5 protein-coding genes and 1 rRNA gene are annotated in these 6,254 nt (G+C 58.4%); 3 read left to right on the top strand and 3 right to left on the bottom strand.

Features of this window, described 5'->3' with window-relative positions; genetic code table 11:
• Window positions 1-2: 2 nt before the first annotated feature.
• Window positions 3-743, bottom strand: coding sequence for an ABC transporter ATP-binding protein (locus NX84_RS11665; protein ID WP_039676760.1), 741 nt, complete (start codon window positions 741-743; stop codon window positions 3-5).
• Between the two features lie 93 nt (window positions 744-836).
• On the opposite strand from NX84_RS11665, the gene NX84_RS11670 reads away from it, so the two are divergent.
• From NX84_RS11670 to mgtE, 3 genes are all read left to right on the top strand, one after another.
• The gene (locus NX84_RS11670; protein ID WP_039676761.1) at window positions 837-1,694 is read left to right on the top strand and encodes a phytoene/squalene synthase family protein; all 858 of its coding nucleotides are present in this window, start codon (window positions 837-839) and stop codon (window positions 1,692-1,694) included.
• 5 nt (window positions 1,695-1,699) lie between these two features.
• Entirely contained in the window at window positions 1,700-3,220 is a 1,521-nt protein-coding gene (gene crtI, locus NX84_RS11675; RefSeq protein ID WP_039676763.1) for a phytoene desaturase family protein, read from the top strand.
• Between the two features lie 81 nt (window positions 3,221-3,301).
• On the top strand, window positions 3,302-4,666 hold the full coding sequence (gene mgtE, locus NX84_RS11680; RefSeq protein ID WP_039676765.1) for a magnesium transporter: 1,365 nt from the start codon (window positions 3,302-3,304) through the stop codon (window positions 4,664-4,666).
• A 32-nt stretch (window positions 4,667-4,698) separates the two neighbouring features.
• Here the strand turns inward: mgtE and NX84_RS11685 are convergent, their stop codons facing one another.
• The gene (locus tag NX84_RS11685; protein ID WP_039676790.1) at window positions 4,699-5,535 is read right to left on the bottom strand and encodes a DUF6544 family protein; all 837 of its coding nucleotides are present in this window, start codon (window positions 5,533-5,535) and stop codon (window positions 4,699-4,701) included.
• Between the two features lie 405 nt (window positions 5,536-5,940).
• Window positions 5,941-6,058: ribosomal RNA gene (gene rrf / locus NX84_RS11690) — 5S ribosomal RNA — on the bottom strand.
• Window positions 6,059-6,254 lie beyond the last annotated feature (196 nt).

The raw sequence follows: 6,254 nt of genomic DNA on the forward strand, positions 1-6,254 counted from the left end.
CTTTAGCCCTCGATTTCTGCCATCACAGCGTGGATGGACTCCATGGTTGGGTTGTGCAGCTCGTTGACGAGGCGGCCATCGGCAAGAAAGACCACGCGGTCGGCGTAGGACGCCGCCTTAGCGTCGTGGGTGACGATGACAACGGTCTGCTCGTCGTGGTCGACAGCGGTGCGCAGGATGTCGAGCACCTCGGCAGAGGAATTGGAATCCAGGTTGCCCGTCGGCTCATCACCGAAAATGATCTCTGGGCGCGAGACAAGCGCGCGGGCACAGGCCACGCGCTGCTGCTGACCACCGGAGAGCTCTGCTGGGCGGTGGCTCAAACGCTGGGCAAGGCCCAGGCGCGTGGTGATTTCATCAAACCACGCCTGATCCACCTTCTTGCCCGCGATGTCAGTGGGCAGGGTGATGTTCTCCGCCGCGGTGAGCGTGGGCACAAGGTTGAAGGACTGGAAAATAAAGCCCAGACGGTCACGGCGCAAGGCAGTAATGTCCTTGTCGCTGAGCTGGGACATGTCGGTATCACCGATAAAGGCAGAGCCGGAAGTCGCAGAGTCCAAGCCCGCCATGGTGTGCATAAGCGTGGACTTGCCGGAACCAGAAGGGCCCATGATGGCGGTGAAGGCGTTGCGCGCAAACTCAACGTTGACGTGGTCCAACGCGGTGACTGCGGTATCTCCCTGACCGTATTGCTTGAACAGGTCAACGGCGCGGGCCGCAGCAGTCATCGTTGGGGTTGTCATGGACGTGTTCTCCTTATAGATGGGGAAAGTAACGTCACTACCTTATCTTGCCTCGGGTTAAATGTGTGACGCGTGTGGTCTAAAATATGACGTATGCGCGGATCTCTTTTGGCTTTGGAACGCTACGACCGCAGCGCCGAAGCTGCCGCGGCGCAGGTGATGCGGCACTATTCCACTAGTTTTTCCCTCGCCACCCGGCTGCTTAACCCCCAGGTAAGAGCAGATATCCGCAATCTTTATGCCATGGTGCGCACCGCGGATGAAATCGTCGATGCAGGGCTCGGCCCCCAGGTTGCCGCCCCGCTTCTCGACGCCTACGAGGCCACCGTCCGCGCCGCACCTTCCCAGCGTTTTCACACCGATCCCATAGTCCACGCCTATGCGCTCTCGGCGCGGCGTTGCGGATTCCAGGACGAACACATTGCGGAGTTCTTTGCCTCCATGCGCAGCGACCTCACGCGCACCGTCCACACAGCGGAGTCCTTTAAGACCTATATCCGGGGCTCGGCCGAAGTCATTGGGCTGCTGTGTCTGGATACTTTTTATGCCGGTGCTCCCCGTCCCGACGGCGTCGAAGAAGGTGCGGTGCGCCTGGGTGCCGCGTTTCAGAAGATCAATTTCTTGAGGGACTTGCACGAAGACTCCAGTGAACTGGGCCGCGCTTACTTTCCCTCACTGCGTGAGCCGGACAAGCTCGATGAAGAGACGAAAGCCGCAATCATTTCTGACATCCGCGACGACTTAGCCCATGCCCGCACGGCCCTGGGCTTGCTTCCCCTTGGGTCCCGGGTTGGAGTGGCCGCGGCGACGGCCCTATTTACGGAGCTCACGGATCTCCTAGAGGCCACTGACGCTCACGACATCATGTCTACCCGCGTCAGTGTGCCCGCCGCGCGAAAAGCTGTCCTTATCAGCCGCGCTGCGGCACGAGCGGCACGGAATAGAGGCTAGAGAACATGAGCAAGCATGTTGTTGTCATTGGCGCTGGTGTTGCCGGTCTCGCCACCGCGGCTTTGCTGTTGCGGGAAGGGATGCGGGTGACGGTCGTCGACAAGCAGCGCAGCGTTGGTGGACGCGCGGGCAGCCTGGAGTTGGATGGCTTCCGCTTCGATACGGGCCCCTCGTGGTACCTCATGCCGGAGGCCTTCGATGAGTTTTTCCGTGCCTGCGGTACTACTACCGCACGCGAGCTGGATCTGGTGGACCTCTCCCCGGCCTACCGCGTTGTCAACGAAGACGGCGAGTCCATCGATATCGACACGGGCGTGGATAACGTCGTAGCTCTTTTTGAGTCCTTGGAGCCGGGCGCGGGGGACAAGGTGCGCGCGTATCTCTCACGAGCCTCCGATGTGTATGCCGTTGCCCTGCGCAACTTTTTGTACACCACGTTTTCCCGCCCCACGCAGCTTCTCAGCAAAGATGCGCTCACGCGGCTAGGCACTCTCGCGCTGCTGCTGACGCGCTCGCTCAATGCCCTGGTGGCCGCCCAGTTTAAGGACTACCGGCTGCGACAGATTCTGACCTACCCGGCGGTGTTCCTGTCCACGGAACCGAAGGCGGCACCAGCGCTGTATTCCTTGATGAGTCACACGGACTTGGTGGAGGGCGTGCGCTATCCCTTAGGCGGGTTCGCCGCCGTTGTCGACGCTATCGCGCGGCAAGCAGACGGCGCCACCTTCGAACTGGGCACCGCGGTAGCGGCAATCACTCACGCGGAGGGGCGCGCGACGGGCGTCACGCTGGACGACGGCCGCACAATCCCCGCCGACGCCGTTGTCTCCGCCGCCGACCTGCACCACACAGAAACTGCTCTTCTTCCAAAGGAACTGCAGACGTATCCGGAACGCTACTTTGCCCGCCGCGACCCTGGCCTGGGCACGGTCTTAGTCTTTCTGGGCGTGAAAGGTTCTCTCCCGCAGCTAGCGCACCATACGCTTCTGTTCAGCAAGGATTGGACGCCCGACTTCAAAGCCGTCTACCACGGCCCAGAGCCAACGCGGCCGCTGGGAGCCTCGCAGTCGATCTATGTGTCGAAGACCTCCGCCACCGATTCCTCGGTGGGTCCGGAAGGCTATGAGAACCTCTTTATCCTCGTTCCCGTCCCGGCGGACGAATCCTATGGTCATGGCGATGCCTATGGTGCTAAGGAATCTGCCCGAGTCAGTGCCATTGCTAACGCTGCCGTGGCGCAACTGGGGTCCTGGTTGGGGATTGAGGATCTGGAGGGGAGAGTCGTCGTCAAGCGCACGCTCGGCCCCGGCGACTTTGCCGAGCAGTACAACTCGTGGTCCGGTGGTGCCGTGGGACCAGCCCATACGCTGCGCCAGTCCGCGTTTTTCCGCGGCCGGAACCAGTCGCGCACGCTGAGCAATCTGTACTACGCCGGCGGCACCACGGTGCCGGGCGTGGGCGTGCCGATGTGTTTGATTTCGGCGCACAATGTTCTTACCCGTATGAAGGAACAAGCCGTTTATTAGCCACCGTCATAAGATTGGGCTCTCGCGTAGTCTTAAATGGCTGGAGACCATTCAATGAGCAAAGAAGGGCAGGGTGGAGCCATGGCGGAGACTACCGAGCAGGCAAGCGATATCGTCGAGGCATGGCTCAAACAAGAAGGCGCCATCAATCCTCAGAAGGCCCCGCGGCTGCAGGAACTACTAGCTAAGGTTCCGCGGAAAGAACTCATCTCCATTGTGGAGCGCCAGAATGCACTGCGCGCGGCACTGGCCCTTCGCTTGCTTCCGCGTGAGAAATCTATCGCGGTCTTCGATGCGCTGGATGCCAAGCACCAGGCGGACATCATTGATGAGTTGGGTAACGCCGATGTGTACGAGTTCTTCGATGAGCTTGAGCCCGAGGACCGTGTGGCGCTCTTGGATGAGCTCCCGGCAGAGATTGCGGACCGGCTGCTGCGATCGCTGACTAAATCTAAACGCGATGTCACCGGGGTGATTCTGGGCTATCCCAAGCGCTCGGTCGGCCGCCGCATGTCCCCAGAGGTGCCTGATATTCATCCGGACATGAGCGTCGATGAGGCCCTGGATATGCTGCGCTCGCAGTCGGATGAACTCGAGACGATCTATACGGTGCCAGTGACGCGCCCCGACCGCAGGTTGGTCGGCGTGGTGAGCTTGCGGGAGATTTTCACGGCCGAATCTGGGGTATCGATTGACTCCATCATGCAGGAGCCACTCTTTGCTTATGCCAGCGCGGACGCCGAGGAGACGGTTCGATGGTTCCTGCCGTTGGATATGCTGGCGCTTCCCATCGTGGATGACTCGCACCGTCTGGTGGGTCTGCTGACCTTCGATGACGCCACAGACATCGTGGAGGAAGCCGATAGCGAGGACTCCGCGCGTGCTGGTGGTACGGAAGCGCTGCAGCAGCCATACTTGTCCACGCCCCTTCTCAAGCTCGTGCGTTCCCGCATTGTCTGGCTGCTTGTTTTGGCAGTCTCCGCGTTGCTCACCGTCCAAGTACTCGATTCCTTTGAGGACACGCTCTCCAAGGCAGTTGTGCTGTCCTTGTTTATCCCGCTTCTGACAGGTACCGGCGGAAACACGGGTAACCAGGCGGCGACCACGGTTACTCGTGCGCTCGCGCTCGGTGATGTCCGCACGCGGGATATTCTCTCTGTTTTGTGGAGCGAGCTACGCGTCGGAATGCTGCTGGGCGCGGTCCTTGGGCTGGCAGGTCTGGGGCTAGCCACGGTGGTATATGGCGCTGATATCGGCATTGTTATTGGGTCGACATTGTTCTTGATTTGCTCGATTTCAGCCACAGTTGGTGGGCTCATGCCCATCGTGGCCAAGACTATTGGGGCCGATCCTGCGGTATTTTCCAATCCGTTTATTTCGACGTTCTGCGACGCCACGGGCCTGATTATCTATTTCCTCATCGCGAAGACCGTGCTGGGAATTTAAAGCTGCTTTTTTCTTGACTCAAGTGCGCAATCCTAGCCGAAGGTAACCCTCTCAATTGCGCCGTCGAAGTAGATGACATCCTGCTCAGGATAGTTCCATACCGCTTGGAACTTAGTAGGCAGGCGAATGCCTTGGGAGTCTGGTCGGTAGTCTGCGCACCTAGCGGTCCAATCTACGTGGGTTATGGTGCCGTCTTCACTGCTCAGAGCTCTGTCGCTGGTTGTGAACGCAATCATTTCATAAGCTTCGTTGAAGGTGAACACGCCGCTTACAGTTATCCCTTCGTAGGTAATGGACGCTTCGACTTCTCGTTCCGAAAGCTCGGTGAAGTGGATGTCGTTTCGCAACAAGCTCTGTGGAATGAACAGCGACTCTGCGAGATACGTCACGAGTGCTGCTTTATCCATCTCAGGACCGCGTTGATCAAACAACGCAACTGCCTTGCCGATGACGCCTTTCATGCCGCCTTTGCCGTCGGCGAAATAGTCATATCCTTGAAACGGCACTCCGGCCACGGCGCTGTCGACCATGGCTAGCCTGCGCGGATTGGTGGCGAAGTTGTACTGGTCATAATCGATTTTGAGCTTTCGCCCGTCCTTGCCTTGGAGGAAATCGACGTCCGCGAACTCTAGATGAACCCACGAATACTTTGGCGTACCGATATAGCCATTGCGCTGAATATAGTTTTGGATCGCGTCCGGGAAAGCGGCGAAATCCTCCTCAACAAACACATCAGCAGAATCTGTATAAGCTGCTGCTTGGGCCTGTTCCACGTCCTGCGAAAACTCAGACCTCAGCGGTGAATACGGCACAGCGAACCACACTGCTACTGCCCCGACAAATACAGCAACAGTAACCGCTACAGTCAAGACAACAGTTTGAGAACGACGTATCCGCATCGCACGCTCCTGGTTAGACGAAAGGGCCTTCCATGACTAAGCCTAAAGCTGTGGGAAAGGAAACAACGCGGGATCTACCAAAGTGAGATGTGCATAACCCGAGTTTTGTTCACGTTGGCGGCTCGTTTTTCTATTTGTCCAGAGGTGGAAGGCGACTTGTGCTGCGTGGTGGTGTGCCGGTGTTATGGGTGGGTGGGACGCGAGCTGGGTGTGTCGCCTTGCAGGTCTGGGCGTTTGTACGGGCGGGGGTTGATGAAGTCTACCGCCGGGGCGGGTGCGGTGTGCTGGTGGAAAACCACAAAGGGAGACCGTTGGAACTGGTGGTGTTTCAACGGTCTCCCTTTGGTTTGTATTGAGTTGTTTGTTGTTGTTTGGTGTCGGCGGTTTCTTACTCTCCCACAACCTCCCGGTTGCAGTACCATCAGCGTTAGCAGGCTTAGCTTCCGGGTTCGGAATGGGTCCGGGCGTTTCCCTGCTGCTATAGGCCACCGACAAACACACGGGGCACTTTTGTGTGCCTGGCTGTTGGTGTTGTGTCAGATACTGTGTAGTGGACGCGAGCGACAGAGACAAATCTTTTGGTTGTTTGTGTATTCTCCAAACCCTTTGTTGTTGTTTGGGTTTGGTGTGTTTGTTTTGGTCTATTAGTACCAGTAGCCTTCACACCTTGCGGTGCGTCCAGGTCTGGC

The sequence above is a fragment of the Corynebacterium minutissimum genome, assembly GCF_000805675.1.
Classification (GTDB): domain Bacteria; phylum Actinomycetota; class Actinomycetes; order Mycobacteriales; family Mycobacteriaceae; genus Corynebacterium; species Corynebacterium minutissimum.